14 protein-coding genes are annotated in these 19,319 nt (G+C 69.2%); 1 reads left to right on the top strand and 13 read right to left on the bottom strand.

All coding sequences use genetic code 11. The annotated features are described in order from the left end of the window. Positions 1–10: 10 nt before the first annotated feature. The 9 genes from EDD29_RS05775 to EDD29_RS05735 all read right to left on the bottom strand — a co-directional run bounded on the left by EDD29_RS05775 (position 11) and on the right by EDD29_RS05735 (position 13,655). Positions 11–2,167, bottom strand: coding sequence for a galactose oxidase-like domain-containing protein (locus tag EDD29_RS05775; RefSeq protein WP_123663003.1), 2,157 nt, complete (start codon positions 2,165–2,167; stop codon positions 11–13). 114 nt (positions 2,168–2,281) lie between these two features. Beyond that, positions 2,282–4,429 (bottom strand): galactose oxidase early set domain-containing protein, encoded by a 2,148-nt coding sequence (locus EDD29_RS05770; RefSeq protein WP_123663001.1) that lies wholly within the window; start codon positions 4,427–4,429, stop codon positions 2,282–2,284. Between the two features lie 24 nt (positions 4,430–4,453). Then, a complete protein-coding gene (locus EDD29_RS05765; protein ID WP_123662999.1) occupies positions 4,454–4,918 on the bottom strand; it encodes a hypothetical protein in 465 nt (154 codons plus the stop codon). A 627-nt stretch (positions 4,919–5,545) separates the two neighbouring features. Next, positions 5,546–6,676, bottom strand: coding sequence for a mannose-6-phosphate isomerase, class I (gene manA / locus EDD29_RS05760; RefSeq protein WP_211359566.1), 1,131 nt, complete (start codon positions 6,674–6,676; stop codon positions 5,546–5,548). A 22-nt stretch (positions 6,677–6,698) separates the two neighbouring features. Next, a complete protein-coding gene (locus tag EDD29_RS05755) occupies positions 6,699–7,688 on the bottom strand; it encodes a glycoside hydrolase family 26 protein (RefSeq protein WP_123662996.1) in 990 nt (329 codons plus the stop codon). A gap of 386 nt (positions 7,689–8,074) precedes the next feature. Next, complete coding sequence (locus EDD29_RS05750; RefSeq protein ID WP_148085883.1) at positions 8,075–9,337, bottom strand: glycoside hydrolase family 26 protein; 1,263 nt, start codon at positions 9,335–9,337, stop codon at positions 8,075–8,077. Positions 9,338–9,374: 37 nt separating this feature from the next. Continuing rightward, on the bottom strand, positions 9,375–10,928 hold the full coding sequence (locus EDD29_RS05745) for a glycosyltransferase family 39 protein (RefSeq protein ID WP_123662993.1): 1,554 nt from the start codon (positions 10,926–10,928) through the stop codon (positions 9,375–9,377). Further along, the gene (locus tag EDD29_RS05740; RefSeq protein ID WP_123662991.1) at positions 10,918–12,048 is read right to left on the bottom strand and encodes a glycoside hydrolase family 26 protein; all 1,131 of its coding nucleotides are present in this window, start codon (positions 12,046–12,048) and stop codon (positions 10,918–10,920) included. The genes EDD29_RS05745 and EDD29_RS05740 overlap by 11 nt, the downstream gene beginning before the upstream one ends. Next, on the bottom strand, positions 12,048–13,655 hold the full coding sequence (locus EDD29_RS05735; protein ID WP_211359565.1) for a glycosyltransferase family 2 protein: 1,608 nt from the start codon (positions 13,653–13,655) through the stop codon (positions 12,048–12,050). Before EDD29_RS05735 ends, EDD29_RS05740 begins: the two co-directional genes overlap by 1 nt. Positions 13,656–14,492: 837 nt before the next feature. Here EDD29_RS05735 and EDD29_RS05730 point away from each other — a divergent pair. Beyond that, a complete protein-coding gene (locus EDD29_RS05730) occupies positions 14,493–15,536 on the top strand; it encodes an alpha/beta hydrolase (RefSeq protein WP_246052536.1) in 1,044 nt (347 codons plus the stop codon). 126 nt (positions 15,537–15,662) lie between these two features. Here the strand turns inward: EDD29_RS05730 and urtE are convergent, their stop codons facing one another. From urtE to urtB, 4 genes are all read right to left on the bottom strand, one after another. Continuing rightward, the gene (gene urtE, locus EDD29_RS05725; RefSeq protein WP_123662985.1) at positions 15,663–16,355 is read right to left on the bottom strand and encodes an urea ABC transporter ATP-binding subunit UrtE; all 693 of its coding nucleotides are present in this window, start codon (positions 16,353–16,355) and stop codon (positions 15,663–15,665) included. Beyond that, entirely contained in the window at positions 16,355–17,071 is a 717-nt protein-coding gene (gene urtD, locus EDD29_RS05720; RefSeq protein WP_246053366.1) for an urea ABC transporter ATP-binding protein UrtD, read from the bottom strand. Before urtD ends, urtE begins: the two co-directional genes overlap by 1 nt. Before the next feature lie 71 nt (positions 17,072–17,142). Further along, on the bottom strand, positions 17,143–18,336 hold the full coding sequence (urtC, locus tag EDD29_RS05715) for an urea ABC transporter permease subunit UrtC (protein ID WP_342774396.1): 1,194 nt from the start codon (positions 18,334–18,336) through the stop codon (positions 17,143–17,145). Beyond that, positions 18,333–19,202 (bottom strand): urea ABC transporter permease subunit UrtB, encoded by an 870-nt coding sequence (gene urtB, locus EDD29_RS05710; RefSeq protein ID WP_123662983.1) that lies wholly within the window; start codon positions 19,200–19,202, stop codon positions 18,333–18,335. The genes urtC and urtB overlap by 4 nt, the downstream gene beginning before the upstream one ends. Positions 19,203–19,319 lie beyond the last annotated feature (117 nt).

Here is a 19,319-nt window from a genome sequence, read left to right as displayed (position 1 = left end):
GCGTCGGGCCTTACTTGATGTGCACCCAGCGCGCCTCGGAGGGCTTGCCGGTCTTCGTCTGGACGAACAGCATGTACCAGCCGGGCGGCACCATGCTCTTGCGGGCGTCGATGCTCAGCCGGTACTTGCCGCCGCCGAGCGCCTTCACCGGCACGTTGATGGACCGCTGGTTGGGGTCGGAGGAGTGGGTGACCGCGATCGGCCGGATCAGCGACGCCTTGGTGATCGGCGTGCTCGTGCTGATCGTGGTCTTGGCGCCGGTGCTCAGGCCCTTCTGGTAGGACGTGATCTTCGGCGTCTCACCGCCCTTGTACAGGTACGGCGGGGCGTAGATGGAGATCCGGGTGTCGAAGGAGTTGTCCCACGGGTTGCTGCCGACGGCCAGGACCCGGCCGTCCGGGAGCAGCACCGCCGAGGCGTGGTAGCTGCGGCTCACCGGGTCCGGCGCGACCGACTTCCACTTCATCTTCGACACCGACGGCACCGGGTCGAGGATCGACGTCTCGTGCACGTGCTCGGCACGGGCCGCCTGGGAGCCGCCGGTCTCCAGCACCTTGCCGTCCGGCAGCAGGACCGTCGAGACGTACGTCTTGCCCTGGGCGCCGGTCTGCCTGCCCACGGGCGCGTCGGTGCCGTCGCCGTAGTGGACGGTGCCGAGAGGCAGGTTCGGTCCCGCGGTGTACTTCGGGTTCGCCGACTTCAGGTTGATGACGTCGGTCAGCCGGATCGCCGCGTCGGGCTTGCTGAAGTCCTTGCCGCCCACGACCATCACCCGCTGGTCCTGCGCGGGGGGCAGCAGCACCGAGGCCGCCTGGTCCCGCGCGTCGGCCCTGCGCAGGCCGCCGTTGTTCGGCAGCGCCTGCCACGCGCCCGTGTACGGGTCGAGGAAGCCGGGACCGCGCAGCGAGCCGTCGGCGTTCACCGGGTGGCTGAAGACGCTGACGCCGCTGTAGAACAGCGGGGCCGCCTTCGTCGTCAGGTGCAGCGACGGGTAGGTCGCCCAGTTGATACCGGTCTGCGCGACCTGGTTCTCGGGCAGCCACCGCTTCTTGCTCGCCGAGAACAGCTCGCTGACCAGCGACACCTTGTTGCCGCCGACGTCGCCGCCGGCCCGCTCGTAGGCGTAGCCGCCGACGGAGTAGACGTCGCCGTTCGGCAGGATCGTCGCCGACGGGTACCAGTGGCCGTCGACCATGTCGTTGGCCTTGGTGTACCGGTTGGTGGCCGGGTCGAAGATGTAGGACTTCTTCGAGCCCTTCCAGCCCGCGGTCTCCGCGCCGGTCTGCGGGTCGTACTGGGCGTACTCCTCGGTGCCGCTCACGACGAGCACCCGCCCGTCGGCGAGCTGCACGTGGCCCGCGCAGAACATGTCGTACGGGGTCGGCACGTTCGTGAACCTGTTGGTCTTCGGGTCGTAGACCTTGGTGGTGAACGTGCCGGCGTTGAAGTTGTCCGGGTCGTTGCCGGAGCCCGCGATGAGCAGCACCTTGCCGTTGTGCAGCAGGACGCTGTGGATCGCCCGGACACCTCCGTTACCGAAGTCCTGGACGATCCAGTGGCCCTTGGTGCACTCCGAGCCGACGCACTTGGCGGTGCCCTTGGCCGGGGAGATCTTGTAGTTGTCGGTGGTCAGGGTGCCGGTGCCGTAGAGGCCCTGGCCGAACCGGATCGCCTTGGTGCCCGCCGGGACCGCGGGGGTGCGGCCCACGGACAGGCGGTAGTTCTTGGACGACGGCAGGTGGGGGAAGGTGTGCCACTTCACCCAGGCGCCGTTCTTCTTCTGCCGGAAGACCGTCAGGGCCGTCTTCTCCGAGTCCGTCTTGTAGGACAGCTGGAGGTCGTACTTCTTGCCCGGGTTGACCTTGATGGCGCAGCCCGGCTTCTGGAGCAGGGCCTTGAAGCCGCCGCGGTGCGCGGTGACGGACACCGTCGCGGCCTTGGCGCTCTTGTTGCCGCCCTTCACCGAGGCGAAGGTGCCGGTGTTGGTGCCGGTCGAGTACTTGGCCCAGCACTCCGGCAGACCGCCCGACACCTTCTCCAGGCCCGGGTTCTGGACCTTCGGCGAAGGGGCGGCGTTGGCCGCGGGAACCGCGCCCGAGAACAGGGCGGTGGCTCCGACGGCGGAGGCGAACATGATCGCGGACGCTCGGGGGCGTGTGTACCGCATAGGGGAAACTCCGAACTTTTCGTGCACGTGACGCGCGCCGCGCGTCCCGCGAAGGTGCGAAGCGTGACGGCGGCGGGGGCCGCCGTCACGCGCGCGGGAAGGACTGTGGGGGTGCTAGCTGATGTGCACCCATTTGGCGACCGAGGGCTGACCGCCCGCGGTCCGGACGACGAGCATGTACCAGCCGGGGGGCGCGATGTTGGCCCGCTTGTCCATCGTCAGCCGGTAGCTGTTGCCGCCGAGCGACTTGACCGGCAGGTTCACGAGGCGCTGGTTCGGGTCCGAGGAGTGGGTGACCGCGATCGGCCGGAGCAGGTAGGCCTTGGTGATCTTGCTGTTGGTCTTGATCACCGGCTTGGCGCCGTATTTCCAGCCCTTCTTCACCGACGTGATCTTCGGCCGCGCGCCCTTGTAGAGGTAGGGCGGCGAGTAGATCGAGATGCGGGTGTCGAAGAAGCTGTCGCCGTCGGCGCCCGGGTAGTCGGGGTTGCTGCCGACGGCCAGGACCCGGCCGTCCGGGAGCAGGACCGCGGTGTTGTGGTAGGTCCTCGCGACCGGGTCGGCGGCGACGGACGTCCACTTCATGTTCTTGGCCTGCTTGGTCGGGTCGAGGATCGACGCCTCGTGGACGTGCTCGGAGCGGGTGTACTGCGAGCCGCCGGTCTCGAACACCTTGCCGTCGGCGAGGATCACGGCCGAGACGTAGGTCTTGCCCGCGCCGCCGCCCTGGGCCTGCGTGGTCTGGCCGATCTCGACGGTGCCGTAGGGCAGGTTCGGCCCCGCGGTGTAGCGCGGGTTGCCGGCCTTGAGGTTGATGACGTCGGTGTAGCGGATGGCCTTGGCGTTGTTGTCCGCGAAGTTCTTGCCACCGATGATCATGACCTTCTGGTCCTGCGCGGGCGGCAGCAGCAGCGACGCCGACATGTCGCGTGAGGCGGCGGCGCGCAGGTTGCCGTTGTTCGGCAGCGCGCCCCAGGCGCCGGTGGTCGGGTTCAGGAAGCCGGGGCCGCGCAGCGAGCCGTCGGCGTTCACCGGGTGGCTGAAGACGCTGCTGCCGTTGTAGAACAGCTTGCCGTCCTGGGTGAGCATCAGCGAGGGGTAGGTCGCCCAGTTGATCCCGGGCTGGGCCACCTCGTTCTCGTTGAGCCAGCGCCTCTGCTTGACGGAGTAGCGCTCGGCGATCGGGGACACCAGGTTGCCGTTGTTCGCGGCCCGCTGGGCGGCGTAACCGCCGACGGAGTAGACGTCGCCGTTGCCGAGGATCGTGGCCGACGGGTACCAGTGCCCGTCGATCAGGTCGTTGGCCTTCTCGTACTTGTTGGTCTTCGGGTTGAAGATGTAGGACTTCTTCGACCCGATCCAGCCCGCGGTCTCCGCACCGGTCTGCGGGTCGTACTGGGCGTACTCCTCGGTGCCGCTCATCACCAGGACGCGGCCGTCCGGGAGCTGCACGTGGCCCGCGCAGAACATGTCGTACGGGGTCTTGACGTTGGTGAACTTGTTGGTCTTGGGGTTGTAGACCTTGGTGGTGAACCTGCCCTGCTCGAACCGGCCGGCGCCGTTGCCGGATCCGGCGATCATGAGCACCTTGCCGTTGTGCAGCAGCACGCTGTGGATCGCGCGCACGCCCTTGTCCCCGGCGAAGGAGCGGACGACCCACTTGCCCTTCTTGCACTCGGGGCCCTTGCACTTCAGCTCGCCGGCGGCGGAGGCGATCTTGTAGTTGTCGGTGGTGAGCGTGCCGGGCTCCGACAGCGCGAGGCCGAACCTGATCTCCTCGGTGCCCTCCGGCACGACGGGGGTGCGGACCGTGGCGTCACGGAAGGTCTTGGACGCCGACAGCGGCGGCAGGGTCTCCCACCGCGCCCACTTGCCCGCGGCCTTGCGGAACAGCACGATCTCCGGGGAGTCGGAGGTCGACTTGTACCGCAGCTCGAGGTCGTACTGGCGGCCCGGCATCACCTTGACGGCGCACGCCTTGTCCTGCACGACGGCCTTGAAGCCGCTGGTGCGCTGGGTCAGCTCGACCTCGACCGCGTTCTTGCCGCCCGCGCCCTTGGCGAGCCGGAACTCGCCGGTGTTCTCGCCCGTCGTGTACTGCTCCCAGCACTCGGGAAAGTCACCGGCCAGGCGCTCCAGGCCCGCGTTCTGCACGGCGGGCGTGGGCGCCGCGACGGCCTGGGAACTCAGACCGGGAATGACCGCCGCCGCGCCGACCGCGGAGGCGAAAAGGACCGAGCGGGTCCTCCGGTGGAACGTCATGCGCTAGACCCCCAAGGCCTCTCGTCAGTTGTCACAGGCGATCTTGTTCTTGTCCGGGTCGAGGCCGTGCCGGTCCCGGCCCGGGACCTCCAGCCTCGTGAAACCGCGGACCTTCAGGTACTCGCACTTCTCCGCCTGGGAGTCGACCCCCTTGGGGAACTCCCACGGCACACAGATCGAAACGCCATAGGCGTGGTCGCACCCGTCGACGTTCTCGGGCACGGGGATCGGGCTCGCCTTGGCCTGGGCCACGGCCTTCGGGTCGGGGGGCGTCATGGTGACGCCCGGCGCGACCGGCTCGGGCGAGGAGGTGTCCGGCTCGCCGGTCACGACGTCGGTCGGGACGTCCTCGGCGAGGGCCGTGGGCGCCGACACCGGCTTCGTGCTCTTTTCCTCATCGCGTCCGAGCACCAGAAAGGCGCCCACGACGACGGCGGCCACCACGACGGCGCCTGCCACGACGAGGGAGATCAGCTTGTTGCGTGTCACTGCGAATCACCCGATATGAACACGGGGGCGGCCTGGCGAGGGGGCGCCGCCTCCCTGACGAACTCCAACGGGCCGCCCGAGAGCGGCGGGGCGGCCGGTCGGACCTGACGCGCGGGGGCGGCGGATCCGAGCGGCCGTTGGGACGCGGGCCGCCTCACGGGGCCCGGAACGTGCGTCGCGGGGCCCGGCCGGAGCCAGGCCGCAAGGAGACGAGGCGCGCGTGCGACCTTCGGGGAGTACAGGGACGCGCGCGAGGAGAGCGATCTGCCGGACATCGAAGGGAACCGCACGGCCTTGTCTCTCCTCTCATCTCAGGGGCTCCTCAGCCCCCCGGGGTCCCCCGGGAAACAGAAATCGCCTCCACGGCTTGGATGCGCCGGGAAGGCGATTAGTTGTCGGGAGAGACCAGAATTTTCGTCCCGTCCGAGTCACGCACGGCGGTAGCGCCCCGGGGGGCGGCCTTCCAGCCCATAACGGACATCGGGGACGACACCTGCTCAACGCTCGGTTCTTCGGATCACCCTGTGACCAGAATGGTCAGTGCTGCGGATGCTACCAGTCGAGCGGGCCGGAACCCTGGAGCGTGTCCGTAATGAAACTTCTCCGCCCGACCGGCGGAGGAGCCCGTCAGGAAGGCACTCCCGCGCGGAAGCCGAGCCCGTCGCCGGTGACCGTCACGGGGCCGCCGAGGTGCGGCAGGAACAGCGCCTCGCCCCGGCCGAGCCGCTCGCGGACCGCGCCGCGCACGACCTCCAGCTCCCCCTCCAGGCACAGCAGCGCGCCCGGACCCGGGTCCGCGACGCGCACGGCCGCGCCCGGCTCCAGACGCAGCCGGGTGAGCTGGAACTGGGTGCACGGCGCGGGGTACAGGTCTTCGCCGTTCGGCTGGCGCACCGCGGGCACGAGTTCGGGCGGGGACGCGGCGAAGTCGGTGACGGCGAGCAGCTCGGGCAGGTCCACGTGCTTGGGCGTGAGCCCGCCGCGCAGCACGTTGTCGGAGCTCGCCATGATCTCCACGGCGGTGCCGCGCAGGTAGGCGTGCATCGTGCGGGGCCTGGCGAACAGCGCCTGGCCCGGCTCCAGCGTCACATGGTGCAGCATCAGCGCGACCACGACGCCGGGGTCCGACGGGTGCCGCCCGGCGAGGTCGGCGACCCATCCCCCGGCACGCCCCGCCTCCGCGACGAGCGCGGCGCGGTCCTCGTGGGGCCAGTCGGTGAGCGCGACGACGGCCTCCCGGTTGCCTTCGCGCTCCAGGAGCCCTGCCACGCGGGCCAGCCGCGGCCCGCCCAGCGCGCGCAGCTGCGCCGCGGACTCCGCCGGAGGGCGGAAGCCGCACAGCGCCTCGAACGGGGTCACCGCGTAGAGCAGCTCGGGCTTGGGCCAGTCGTCGTGGTAACAGCGCTTGGGGTCGCCGACCGGCGGCCCGCACTGCTCCTCGCGCTGGTACCCCTCGACGGCCTGCGCGGCGTCGGGATGCACCTGGATGGACAGCGCCGACTCCACGGCCAGCACCTTCAGCAGGAACGGAAGGCGATCGGCCCCCGGCCCGAGCATCGGACCGGGGTCGAGCGCGATCTGATCGAGCAGGGAGCCCGACCCCGCGATCCGCGACGGATCGCCCGGGTGGGCGCCGATCCACAGCTCGGCCTCGGGGCCGCCGCTGGGCGTGGACCGCCCGAGCAGCCGCGCCAGCACAGTCCGCGAACCCCACGCGTAACCCCGGATGGGGTTGTCCAGCCTGAGCAGCTCGATCATCGTTCCGTTCCGATTTACAACATCAGGGACGGCCGAAAGGGTACTTGGTCACGTAGGAGCGGAACGTCTTCAGCGACGACTTGTTTACTTCCAGACGGTAATCGGTACCTTCTGTTTTCCTCTTGTCCATACTGAACCAGATGAGACCGATGATGTCCTTGCGCTTCGCGACCTTGGACAGCAGGTCGGAGATCTTCTTGTCCCGGCCCTGACCCGTCTGCACGCCGGTCTCGGCCAGCAGGATCGGCTTCTTCGAGAACGTCTTGATCTTCTTGATCGTCGGCTCGAAGATGGTGCTGAAGGTCTTCTGCGACTGCTTGTTGCGGTAGTACCCGATGACGCCGATCCAGTCGACGTACTTGTCGCCCGGGTAGTACTGCTTCAGGCCGACCTTGGGCATCGGGAAGATGACGTTGGGCGCCCACAGCCACTTGACGTTGGTCGCACCCTGCTTGTCGAAGACGTCCACGACGTGGCGCCAGGCCTTGACGAAGGTGGCCGGCTTGGTCCCCTTCGTGCCCCAGTCGTACCACCAGCCGTTCATCTCGTGCGCGAAGCTGATCGAGATCGGGACCTTGGCGGCCTTGACGGCGTTCGCGTACTCGATCAGGTAGTCGTCGCTCTCGCCCGCGGCGATGTCGGCCATGAGGCCCTTGCCGTGCGGCTCCCACTCGATCTGCGGCATCGCGCCGACCTTCTGGGCCTCCTTGGCCCACGCGGTCGGGTAGGGGGCGTACCAGGCCTGGAACTGCTTGGTGATGTTGGGCGCGCGGCCGACCTTCTTCTTCCAGTACTTGGCCTGGGCGGCGGGCTTGTTCTTCTGCGCGCCCTCGGAGTAGATGCCCAGGTACTCGCGCTTGGCGGCCCGCTCCGCGGACTCGGCGCCGCCCGACTGGCCGGCTTCGTGTTCGACCGTCTGCGACGAGCTGGGCTCCACCGTGCCGCCGGTCGAGGAGCAGCCGGCCACCAGGGCCAGCGGAAGCGCGGACGCTACGAGGAAACGGAACTGCATGGGGCCTCCAGGCCTTCCGGGGTGGAGCGACGACGACGAGCCTAGACCGTCACGCCGAACGTGGGGCCCGCCCGGCCCGGCCGGTCGGCCGGGTCGCGGGGCGCGGGCTCCGGTGACGGGGTTCGCGATCGACCTCCACGACGCGCAGGCCGGCACGGAGTGCCCGCGGCGCCATGTCGATCGCGGCACGGTACCTCGGTGACGTCGACACCGGGCGGGCCCGGCCGTCCCCTCGGGGTACCGCGGAGGGCACGGACTCCAGCGGCGGAGCCGTGCGCGGGGGACGGCGGCGGTTCGGGGGCGCGGGGGCGGCCGCCGCGAGTGAGCACCTCGCGTCGAACCGTGCGCGCCTGGGTCCCATGCCTGCCGTCCTCAGTTCTTCCCTGCTACTTCACCTTGCGGGGGTCGAAGCCGTAGGTGCCCTGCTTGATCCAGTACTTGAACGCCTTGAGGGACGCCGCGCTGGCCTCGATCCGGAAGTCGGTCTCGGTCGGCTTGTTGTAGTTGAACCACAGGAAGCCGATGACGTCCCGGCGAGCGGAGACGGCCTTCAGGAAGTTCTTGACGTCCCGGGCACGGTACTTCTTGCTCGGCTCCATGCCCATCTCCGGAATGAAGATCGGCTTGTTGGTGACCTTCTTGATCTCCTTGAGCGTGGGCGCGAAGATCTCGTTCCAGGAGGCGTACCAGCCCTTTTCGGGGTAGTAGTAGCCCACCGTGCCGGCCCAGTCCACGTAGGCGTTGCCCGGGTAGAACTGCTTGAGCCGCACCTGCGGGCGCGCGCCGATCTGGTTGGTCTGCCACACCCAGATCGCGTTGGTGGCGCCGACCTGCTTGAAGATGTTGTGCATCCGCTTCCACGCGGCGCGGAACTGCGCCGGAGTGGTGCCGACCTGGCAGGCGTTCGACTCCGGCTTGGAGGTCGGCCCGCAGTGGCCCCACGGGTACCAGTCGCCGTTCATCTCGTGGAACGGGCTGAACACGATCGGCACGTTCGCGGTCTTGATGCTCTGGGCCAGCGCGCGGATGTACTCGTCCTCCTGGCCCGCCGCGACCGAGGCGACCGAGGCGACCGCGGGGTCCTGTGCCTCGAGCTCCAGCTGCGGGTAGGCGCCGGCGTTCCAGATGCTGCGCGCCCAGTTCGGGTCGACCGGGTTGCCCCAGTTGTAGAAGCTCTTGATCATGTTCGGCTTCATGCCGACCTTCTTGGCGAGCGCGTTGCGGTCCGCGATCTGGTTGCGCGCCTGGTCGGTGAAGACGCCGAAGATGTCACGCTTCGGGTAGATGTGCTTGTTGACGTTGACGACGCCGGGCGCGTTGTAGCGCTTGAAGTTCTTCGGCGGGTTGTAGTTGTAGACCTTCTTCTTGGCCTTGCGGTCGGCGCCATCGGTGCCGTCGGCCTCGTCGAGGCCGAGATCGACCGCCGGGTCCTCCGCGGAGGAGCCGGCGCTGTCGTTCGAGCCGCCGGAGGCCGCCGGGGACTTCGCCTCGGGGGTCTCCTCGGTGTAGACGTCACGGCCGCTGGCGTCGCGGTCGATGGCGTAGGTCGGCTTGTCCTTCGGGGCTGCCGTCTCCGTGGTGGGCGAGGCGCAACCGGCCGCGAACACCACGGGGAGCGTGAGTGCCAGTAGTGGTCGGAGGGTCGTCATGACGGATGGTGCTCCAGGGGGTCGTGGATGGAAGTGCTCAGGGCGCCGCGGGGCCGGCCAGATTCTTGACCCACAGTTGATGTGCGCCCACGGTCCAGCCGAGCCGGAAGGGCACACCGGTCAGCACTCGGTAGTCACCGGTGCCTGCCCTGAGCTGTGCGAGCAGTGCCTCGTCCACCGGAGTGGCGGCCGGGTACTGCACGACGATCATTTCGTAGGTCCCCTTGCGCAGCGCGCCCTTGATCTGGGCGAGACCGCCGTCGTCCAAGCCCTTGTCGACGACCGTGGACAGGGAGGTCCACTGCGCGGGACGGTATTCCTTCATATAGCTGCTGAAGGTTTCTTCAGGCGAGGCCGCCAGGTATTTCCCGGCCGGCTCGACGCTCTCGTCGAGCACCTTCGCCAGGTTCGTGTAGTTCGGCCAGAGCGTGTACTCGTACTCCGACTGGGCCATGCCGAGGGCGAGCAGCGCGATCGCGGCGATGATGCCGACCTGGGGGAAGCGGAAGTGCCTGCCGATCATGCGGACGAGGCCGACGCCCGTCATCGTCGCGCCCAGCAGCCCGGCGAAGGCGAACTGGAGCCTCCAGAGGCTGTCCTCGAAGGCGGTGCCGACGAGCAGCAGCGGCGCGATGAGGCCGGGCAGCAGGAAGGCCAGGCTCAGCGCGACCCGCCAGCCGCGGCCGGGCTCGGCGTCGGCGCCGACCGGCACCTCGCCCATCCGGGCCTTCCAGATGTAGAAGCCGGCGCCGAACAGGCCGAAGGCGAGGAAGGTGCCGAGCCAGTAGATCCAGCCGCTCGCCAGGTCGCCGAGGGGCACCGCCGCGGGCGCGCCGGAGGCGCCTGACGCGTACAGGCCGAGCCCGATGAGCAGCGCGACGAGCAGCCCGGAGGAACGGACGAACGCCTGGCCGACCGACGTGTGCCGCGTGGTGACCAGCACGGCCAGCAGCAGGATCGACGGAAGGTAGAACACCGCGCCGTACTTGACGGCGACGGCGAGCACCGCGACGGGCGCCGCGGCGAACAGCGGCCAGGCCGGCCCGCTGCGGCTCAGCACGACGAGCCACATGGCCCCGGCGAGCAGCAGCACCGCGAGGGCGTCCTCGGTGGCCAGCGCGCCCGCGACGAGGGTCGGCGCGATCACGCTGTAGGAACCCGCCGCGGCGAGGCCCACCCGCTCGTTGAACAGGCGGGTGGAGAACGAGTACAGCAGGCCCGTCGCGCAGATCATGAAGATCAGGCTGAACGCCCGCATGCCCTGCACGCCGAGGGCGGTCTGGACCGCCTCGGACAGCGCCGGGTACAGCGCGGTGCCGCCGTGGAAGTCGCCGTTCGACGGCAGGATCGAGGTCTCGCCCTCGTACACCGTGTTGCGCAGCCGCAGCGTCAGGATGGCCTGCATGATCAGCAGGCCGAACAGCACGATGCGGCTCAGCCAGGCGCGGCGCTTGCTGTTGCCCGGAGCCCACGCGATGGGAGGCGCGGAGGGGATCCGGTAGGGCGCCGGTCGTACGTTGGAGCGGTACTTCTTCGGCTCCTCGTGGTCCTCCCTCGGGGAAGGTACCTCGTGCCGGGTCTCAGTCGTCATTGATCAGCTGTTCTGGGTCGAAGCCGAGTTTCTGGCCCCACGGCGTCGTGAGGTCCTTGCGGTAGCGCTTGACGGCGTCGGCTCGTGCCTCGACGCGGAAGTCCGTCTCGTTCCCGAACTCCACCTTCTTCACGTCGAACCAGACGTAGCCGAGGATGTCCTTGAACCTCACGGAGCCCTTGAGGAGGCGGTGGACGTCGTTCGCCTTGGCCTTGTCCGCGGTGGAGCCGGTCTCGGCGATCACGATGGGCTTCTCGGTGAAGGCGCGCAGCTCCTTGTAGAGGTCGCCGAAGACGCCCATGAAGATGTTGCTGCGGTCGGCGGGGTTGTCCTTGTCCTTGTACATGTAGCCGGAGACGCCGATCCAGTCGACGTACTCGTCACCCGGGTAGAACTTCTTCACCGGGGGCAGGCCATCGCCCTGGGCGGTGTTGGGGCTCCAGACCCAGATGACGTTGCCGACGCCGGTCTCGGTGAAGACGTCGTGGATGTGCTTCCAGGCGTCGACGAAGTCCTCGGGGGTGTTCTCCTTGGACTCGTCCTTGCAGGCGTCGCCGAGGTCGTCCTCGGACTTCTCGCTGCCGTCCTTCTCCAGGTGGCCGGAGTCCGAGCAGTACCCCCACGGGTACCACCAGCCGTTCATCTCGTGGCCCCAGGAGTAGGCCACCGGGATGTTGGCGGCCTTGACCTCGGCCGCGTACCTCCTGATGTCCGCGTCGTACTTGCCGTCGGCGAAATCCCGAAGGGTGCCGTCGTACGGCTCGACGTCGGCGAACGGCAGGGCGCCCGCGTCCCAGATCCTCTTGTTCTCCTCGTCCTTGAAGTCCCCGCCGAACTCCTCGAAGTACTTGAGGAGGTTGTGCGGGCGGCCGACGAGGTCGCCGAAGGCCTTGCGCCGCTCCAGCCCGGAATCGATCGTGCCGTCGTAGGCCAGGCCGATGTAGTCCTTGTCCGGCCAGATGAGCTTGCGGAGGTCCACCGGCTTGACCGGCGGGATGTCGTCGACCGGATCGGCCGCGTGGTAGGCGTCGCGGTCCAGGGCGGGGTCGCCGCAGGCCGCCAGCGCGAGCGCGGCGGCCATCAGCACGGCCGCCGCGCGCAGGGTCTTGCCGGAGCGCATCAGTCGTCCACCACGTCCCGGTATTCGCGCGGCGAGACCAGCACCCGGCCGACGACGACGGCGTAGAACAGCGCGGTCGCCAGCGCCATCGCCACGTCCGGCGGGTACATGGTGGCCATGCGCCAGCAGGCCAGGCCGAGCCAGATCGCCGCGCAGCCGCCGCTGAAGAACACGTACGACTTGTAGACGCGGCCCATCTTGTTCTTCTTGACGCCGTTGGAACCGGACGGCTTCCAGCCCATCTCACGGCCGCGCACCATGTCCCACAGCGCGAACACGTGCGCCCAGCCCTGCATGAAGCCGACGGCCCACGCCTCGAGGCGGAAGGGCGCGCGGTGCCACGCGGGGAAGATGATCGACGCGTAGATGAGGCTGGGGACCAGCCAGACCATGTGCTTCAGGTTCATCAGGTGCGGCGCGCCGATGAGCATCATGATCGGCAGGATCGGCGCGACGAACGTGAAGAGCGCGGTGTGCAGGTAGTAGAGCATTCCCGCGGCGAAGGACATCTTCGTGGAGAACGGCAGCGGGGCCTTCCAGAACTTCTTCGCGCCGAGCAGCGAGAAGGAGCCCATGCACCAGCGGTACTGCTGGTTGTGGAAGGCGCCGGCGTTGTCCGGGCACACCCCGGCCGACAGCGCGATCGGGACGTACTTGGTGCTCCACCCGAGGACCTGGAGGTCGTAGCCGGTGTGGATGTCCTCGGAGTGCTCGATCAGCGTGGTGCCGTTGTTCTCGTTCAGCGCGGCGCGGCGGTAGACCGCGCAGGAGCCGACGCAGATCGAGCCGTTGCGGCGCTGCCGGGAGACCTGGACGGAGCGGTAGAAGAGCTCCTGCGAGGCGCCCGCGCCGCGCTCCACCCACGTCTGGTGGTCCAGGACGCGGAAGAACTGCGGGGTCTGGACGATGCCGATCCGGGGGTCGTCGTCCATGACCGGCAGGACCTCGTTGAGGATGTCGTGCCGGGGCGCGAAGTCGGCGTCCAGGATCAGCATGAAGTCGCCGTCGGAGCTGTGGTAGCCGAACTGGAGGTTGCCGGCCTTCTTGTACCAGCCGCGGTTCGGCCGGGAGCCGTAGCGGAAGCCGAAGTCGGCGGCCATCGCGGCGAGCTCGGGGCTGGCGCCGTCGTCCAGGACGTAGGGCACGCACTTGCCGGGGTAGTACTCGACGACCCGGCGCACATGGGTCCAGGTGTTGTGAATGACCTCGATCGGCTCACCGCACACCGGCAGGAAGATGTCGACCGACGGGTAGCGCGCGGGCTGCCAGTTGTCGACGATCTCGCGGTGGTGGTCGATGTCGAAGTTCTTCGTGAAAAGGTCCAGCCGCAGTGACAGCAGGTAGTTGAGGACCGTGAAGAACAGGAACGGCGCCGCGAGCCACAGCTGGCTGATCGAGACGAACTTCACCGCCGTGATCGCCAGGCAGACGAAGCTGATGAAGGTGAAGATGTTCAGGACCCAGATGTACCGGTCGGCATAGGAGTACTTCTCCTTGTCGTCCGGCGGCTGCGGGAGCAGCGGGGAAGGGTCCGGAATGGGCGGTACCGGACGCAGCCTGCGGCCCCGTGGCTGGGGCCGGCGCGGCATCGGAGGAAGATCCTCCATGGTCCGCAGGGTGTCGCCGCCGGGCGGGCCGGGGGGCACGGGGCGGCGCTGCGGGCGGGGGCCCGCGGTACGGGGGCGCGGAGCCTGGCCCACGCGCATGCCGGCGGCCGGAGGGCGCGCGCCCTGCGGGGGGTACTGGCCCTGCGGAGGTACGGGACGCGCCTGCCGGGGGGGCAGGGGCGGGCGCGGCGGCGCGGCCTGTTGCGGCGCGGGCGGCCGCTGGGCAGCCTGCGGCACGCCACCGGTGAGCCATTCGAAGTCAGGCCCGCCTGGCGAGGTCGACGATGAGGTCGACATGTCGGTCACAGAGCGCCTCTCCACGAACACGGAAAGCGGCACATGCCGCACGAAACGGTCTAGACCCTATAGGACCCGCGTTGCCCAGAAGTTACTTTCAGCAGATTACGAAGATCCCTCTGACTTATCCACGGATCACCCCGCTACTGTCCGTCAGGCGATCGGGGGGGACGTGATGATGCTCACGAAAGTCATCCGAACTTTCCGGCCCATCCATGAATCATACGGTCAGGGCCGCTGTGCGCCCGCCTGCGAGGAGTGTGCGCGCCCGGGTTCGGAATGTTCCACTCGCCATTGATAAAGACGGAAAACCGCACCCTTCCCGTGCCTCCTATTGATCTTTCACAGCGCATTCTGCAATGCAAGTGGATAGGTCAACCGGTGTCAACCACCGGTCGTGCCCGTCGCTGGGACGAAGCGTCCATTACCGTCACCCAGAGTGATATGAGTGGCGAGTTAGCGGGATGATCCGCTAGGTTTCCCCGCAACAGACGAAGAGTCCAACAAATCCAGACTCTGCCCACCCCGAGGGGCACATCCGTGCATTCCGTGACAAGGCGCACCGCACTCGGCGGTATCGCGCTCACCAGCATGCTCACCGCCGTGCGCCCGGGTGCGGCACACGCGGCCCCCGCCGACACCGGCGCGACCGTCGTCGGCGAGCAGGAGGTCAGGGCGCGAACGCTCGACCTCACCGTGGCCACCCCGTCGATCCCCTTCATGCAGTGCAAGATCCGGCTCTTCCTCCCGCTCGGCTGGAGCAAGAACGCCGCGCGCACCTGGCCCGTCCTCTACGTCTACGGCGGCGGCGGCGAGGGCGGCGACTACCAGGGCTGGGACGTCATGACCGACCTCAAGGACTACGCCGCGGCGTGGGACGTCCTGGTCGTCATGCCCGAGGGCGGTGTCTCGGCCGGCTTCACCGACTGGCTGCGGCCCAAGGGCGGCGGCGTCGTCAACTGGGAGACCTGGCACACCGCCGAGGTCGTCCAGATCATCGAGCGCAACTACCGCGGCGGCGCCCGCCGCGCCGTCATGGGGATCTCCTCCGGCGGCCAGGGCGCCATCACCTACGCCGCCCGGCACAAGGGGCTGTTCAAGTACGCCGCCTCCTTCAGCGGCATCCTGCACATGACCAAGCCGGGCATCCCCACGATGATGGAACTCGCCGACATGACGTCGTCGACCGGCGCGACCGCGGCGCAGAAGTGGGGCGACCCGGTCGGCGACCGGGCCAACTGGCTCTCGCACGACCCGTACTACCTCGCGCCGAACCTGCGGGGCGTCGGGATGTACCTGTCGACCGGGACCACCGGCAAGCCCGGCCCCCTGGACGCCACCTGGGGCGACGTCCTCGACGACATGGGCGTCGTCGGCGGCACCCAGTCCCAGGTCGTCGGCGGGGTCGGCGAGGCGCTCGTCGGCGTGACGGTCAAGTCGTTCATCGCCAAGCTCAAGGCGCTCGGCATCCCGCACACCGCCAACGTCTACGGCGACGGCCTGCACAACTGGGCCTACTGGAACCGCGAGTTCCGCAACGCGTGGCCGCACCTGATGAAGTCGCTCGGCGCCGCGAAGTACTGACGCGCAAGGACGGAACGCCGGTTACGGGAGTTCTCCCGGCCCGGTGGCAGGCTCCCCGGCGAAGCCGGGATCCCCAGGAGCCTGCCACCGGGCCCGGTGAACACGGCCCCGGCCTTCCGTCCTTGGTCAGACCGCGAGCATCCGGCCGACGCCCTCGTCGCGCAGGTCGTCCTTCGCGCCCGCGTGGACGACCAGGCCGCCCTCCAGGATGACGAACCGGTCCGCCAGCCGCAGCGCGAGCTCCAGGTACTGCTCGACGAGCAGGATCGCGAGGCCGCTCGCGTGCAGCCGCTCGATCGCGTCCTCGATCTCCAGCACGATGTTCGGCTGGATGCCCTCGGTCGGCTCGTCGAGGATCAGCATCCGGGGCCGGGTCACCAGCGCCCGCGCGATGGCGAGCTGCTGCTGCTGGCCGCCCGACAGGAAGCCCGCCTTGCGCTTCAGCAGGGGAACGAGCCGGGGGAACGCCTCCAGCGCCTCGTCCACTGCCTTCCTGTCGCCGTGCCGGGTCGCCTCCAGGGTCACCTGGAGGTTCTCCTGCACGGTGAGCTGAGGGAACGTCTCGTGGCCCTGGGGGACGTAGCCCATGCCGAGGCGCACCCGCTCGTGGGTCTTCATGCGGGTGACGTCCCTGCCGTCGAAGACGACCTTGCCCGCGGTCGGCGGCAGCACGCCCATCACGGCGTTCAGCAGGGTCGTCTTGCCGACTCCGTTGCGGCCCATCACGCACATGAGCTGCCCCGCGTCGACGGCGAAGTCGATGCCGAACAGCACCCTGGCCCTGCCGTAGGCGGCCTCCAGCCCTTCCACCTCGAGCATCACGCGGCGTCCTCCTTCTTGCGGCCCAGGTAGACCTCCTGGACCTTGGGGTCGGCCTGGACCGCCGCGACGTCGCCCTCCACCAGCACCGAGCCTTCGTGCAGCACGGTGACGGTCGAGGCGTAGCGGCGCAGGAACTCCATGTCGTGCTCGATGACGATCACCGTGTGGTCCCGCGCGATCTCCGTCAGGAGCTCGCCGGTGCGCTCCCGCTCGTCCTTGCTCATGCCCGCGACGGGCTCGTCGAGGAGCAGGAGCTTGGGGCCCTGGGCGATGAGCATGCCGATCTCCAGCCACTGCCGCTGGCCGTGCGACAGGATCCCGGCGGGCTTGTCGGCGAGATCCTCGAGGCCGATCGTCGCCAGGGCCGCGGCGACCTCGTCCGAGACGCCCCGGCGCCGCCGCAGCAGCTTGACCAGGGGGTTTCGGAACGTCGCGGCGAGGTCGATGTTCTCCAGGACCGACAGCTCCTCGAACACCACCGAGGTCTGGAACGTCCGGCCGACGCCCATCCGCACGATCTGGTGCTCCTTGCGGCCGACCAGGGAGGCGCCCGCGAAGGTCACCGTCCCGGAGGTCGGCTTGGTCAGGCCGGTGATGACGTCGATCAGCGTGGTCTTGCCCGCGCCGTTGGGGCCGATGAGGAACCGCAGCTCCCCCTCCCCCACGGTGAGGTCGACCCCGTTGATCGCCTTGAACCCGTCGAAGACGACCATCAGGTCGCGGATCTCCAGCAGTCCGCCGGACGGCTTCCCGGCCGTCGGCGCCTCTTCCCGCACGGTCTCGGTCACACCGGCACCTCCTTCTTGACCTCGGGCCCGGCCGCCGGGTGCGCGGGCTCGGCCGTGGCGGCACGGCGCTTGGCCCGGAGGTCGCCCGCCTGCCGGACGAGCCCGGCGATGCCCTTGGGCGCGAGCATGATCACCAGGATGAACAGGCCGCCCTGGACGTAGATCCAGCCTTCCGGCCAGCTCTCGGAGAGCGTCGTCTTGGCCCAGTTCATGAGGACGCCGCCGAGCAGCGCGCCCGCGAGCGAGAACCTGCCGCCGATCGCCACCGCGACGAGCAGCTCGATCGACGGGACCACGCCCAGCAGCGCCGGGGAGATGATCCCGACGACCGGGACGTAGAGGGCGCCCGCGATGCCCGCCATGGCGGCCGACACCGCGAAGGTGATCGTCTTGACCGTCGCGGGGTTGTAGCCGAGGAAGCGGACCCGGTCCTCGCCGTCGCGGATCGCCACGAGCAGGCGGCCGAACCTGCTGCGGACGAGCTGCCTGGCCAGCAGGTACAGCACCCCGACGGCGATGACGACGACGAAGTAGAAGGTGACCTTGGTGGAGTCGTCCTCGGGATACATGCCGAAGACGTCGTAGAAGTTGGTCAGGCCGTTGGTGCCGCCGGTGAGGCCCTGGTTGCCGACCAGCCAGATGACGAACGCGGCGGCGAGCGCCTGGCTGAGGATGGCGAAGTAGGCGCCGCGCACCCGCTGGCGGAAGACCAGCAGGCCGAGCGCGGTCGCGACCACGACGGGCAGCACCACCACCATCGTCAGCGCGAAGAACGGGCTGCGGAAGGGCTCCCAGACGGCGGGCAGCTCCTCCACGCCGCTCCAGGTCATGAAGTCCGGCAGGCCCGCCTCGCCCGCCTCCTTGAGCTTCAGGTGCATGCCCATGGCGTAGCCGCCGAGGCCGAAGAAGACGCCCTGGCCGAGCGTCATCATGCCGCCCTGGCCCCAGGCGAGTCCGATGCCGAGGGCGGCGATGGCCAGGCACAGGTACTTGGCCAGGAGGCTGAGCCGGAACGGGTCGAGCGCGGCGGGCGCGACCGCGAGCAGCAGCAGCGCGACCGCGGCGAAGGCGACGTAGCCCCGATGGCGGCCGGTGAGCAGCGTCTTGGGGTCGAACCTCCCGGTCTTGGCCTTCGCGGCCGGCGGGGTGTGCTCGGTGGGCGGGGTCGCGCCCCGCGGGGTCCCGGTCACGTGAGGGCCCGGGAGCGCAGGACGAACAGGCCCTGGGGACGGACCTGGAGGAAGGCGATGATCGCGGCGAAGACCACGACCTTCGCGGCGCTCGCGTCGGTCCAGAACTCGGTGTAGGACTGGAGCAGGCCGAGCGCGACCGCCGCGATCACCGCGCCGCGCAGCTGGCCGAGGCCGCCCGCGACGACGACGAGGAACGCGTCGACGATGTAGTTGGTGCCGAGCGTCGGGCCGACCGGGCCGATGAGGGTGAGCGCCACCCCCGCCACGCCCGCGAGACCGGAGCCGATGAAGAAGGTGATCTGGTCGACCCGCTCGGTGACCACGCCGGAGCAGGCCGCGAGCTCGCGGTTCTGCATGACCGCGCGCATCCGGCGGCCCTGCTTGGAGCGGTTCATGTAGGCCCAGATCGCCACGACGCAGGCGACCGCCAGGGCCATGATGAACAGCCGGGTGTAGGGGATCGCCACGTCCCCGAGCGTCACCCGCCCCTCCAGCCAGGACGGCGCGGTCACGTTGACGTTGGGGGCGCCGAAGATGTCGCGGGCGACCTGCTGGAGCACGAGGCTGACGCCCCAGGTGAGCAGCAGGGTGTCCAGCGGCCTTCCGTAGAACCTGCGGATGGCGAGCCGTTCGAGGATCAGGCCCATCACGCCCGCGATCACGAACGCGACGGGCAGGGCGACGACGACGGCCTGGTCGCCGGCGAGGCTCTGGAGCATGTAGGCCGTGTAGGCCCCGGCCATGATGAACTCGCCGTGCGCCATGTTGATGACGCCCATCTGGCCGAAGGTGAACGTCAGGCCGAGCGCGATGAGCAGGAGCGCGCCGGCGATACTGAGGCCGATCGGCAGCTGGCTGAGCATGGTTCCCCTCCCTTCCTTGGTGCAAGAGGCTCAGTGCATGCGGGAGGGCCACTCCGCCCGCCGGGCCCGCGAAGGCTCGGTGCGCGGGGTGGCCCCGGTGTCCATGCGGTCTGGCTG

Source organism: Actinocorallia herbida, from assembly GCF_003751225.1.
Lineage (GTDB): Bacteria > Actinomycetota > Actinomycetes > Streptosporangiales > Streptosporangiaceae > Actinocorallia > Actinocorallia herbida.
This window is presented reverse-complemented; position numbering and strand designations above follow the sequence as displayed.